Origin of the sequence: Brachybacterium nesterenkovii (assembly GCF_900163655.1) — a bacterium.
Taxonomy (GTDB): domain Bacteria; phylum Actinomycetota; class Actinomycetes; order Actinomycetales; family Dermabacteraceae; genus Brachybacterium; species Brachybacterium nesterenkovii.
On the sequence record NZ_FWFG01000103.1, the window covers coordinates 1 to 1,148 of the forward strand.

The window sequence follows — 1,148 nt, forward strand, 5'->3', positions numbered from 1 at the left end:
GACCTCATCAGGAGACTGCCCGGCCCTCGGGCCGTGGCCCATCACAGATTCGCCCCGAAGTGACCTCTTCCCGGACCCGTGCCGGCCGCTTGGCGACCGCGACCATGTCCGTCTCGAAGAGAGGAGCGTCGATCGCCATGGCTATCGTCGCGCATACCCGCCCGTTCGTCATCGGCGTGGATACCCACGCCCGCAACCACGCTGTCTCGATCCTGGCCTGCCCGACGGGCGAGATTGTCGATGAGGCTCAGTTTCCCGCAACGGCAGCAGGCTTGTCACGCGCGGTGTCTTGGGTCGGGCGCCGCACCGGAGGGGACCTCGACACGCTGTGGGTGATCGAGGGCACCGGCACCTACGGCGCACGCCTTGCCCGCACTGCAGCAGACACCGGACACACCGTCGTCGAGGCCCCGCGGATGAACGCTCGCTCGAACCGCGGCATCGGCAAGTCCGACCCGCTGGATGCGCGCCGCATCGCCGCAGCAGCGCTCCCGCTGCAGCAGACGCAACTGCGTCAACCGCGCGCCGACGAAGGTATTCGCGCTGCCGTGAAGGTCCTGCTGGCCTCCCGCGACCACATGAGCACCGAGCGCACCGCGACGATCAACGCGCTCACCGCGCTACTGCGCGTGGTCGACCTCGGTATCGATGCCCGACGCCCGCTCACCGCGACCCAGATCGCCACGACCGCCGCGTGGCGCACCCGCGACGAAGAGCTCGCCACGGCCACCGCCCGTGGTGAAGCGATCCGGCTCGCCAAACGCGTCGCCGTCCTCGACGGCGAGCTCAAGGAGATCACCACGCGGATCACGGACCTGGTCCAGCAGAGCCCCGCCGGTGGCCTGCTCAACCAGCCCGGCATCGGCCCAGTCACCGCCGCCGTCGCGCTGACCGCGTGGTCACACCTGGGCCGCATTCGATCCGAGTCCGCGTTCGCCAGCCTTGCTGGAACCAGCCCCATTCCCGCGTCATCGGGCAACACCGTCCGGCACCGGATCAACCGGGGTGGCGACCGGCGCCTCAACCGAGCACTCCACATGGCCGTCGTCACCCGCATGCGAATGGACCCGCGAACCCGCGCCTACGTCGAGCGCCGTACCGCCGAAGGGCGCACCCTCCGGGAGATCCGTCGCTGCCTCAAGCGCTAC

At 69.9% G+C, this 1,148-nt stretch carries 1 protein-coding gene; it reads left to right on the plus strand.

Annotated elements, in window-relative coordinates:
• Positions 1-137: 137 nt before the first annotated feature.
• Positions 138-1,148: IS110 family RNA-guided transposase (locus FM110_RS12005; protein ID WP_087104991.1), on the plus strand; the 1,011-nt coding region annotated here is incomplete at its 3' end.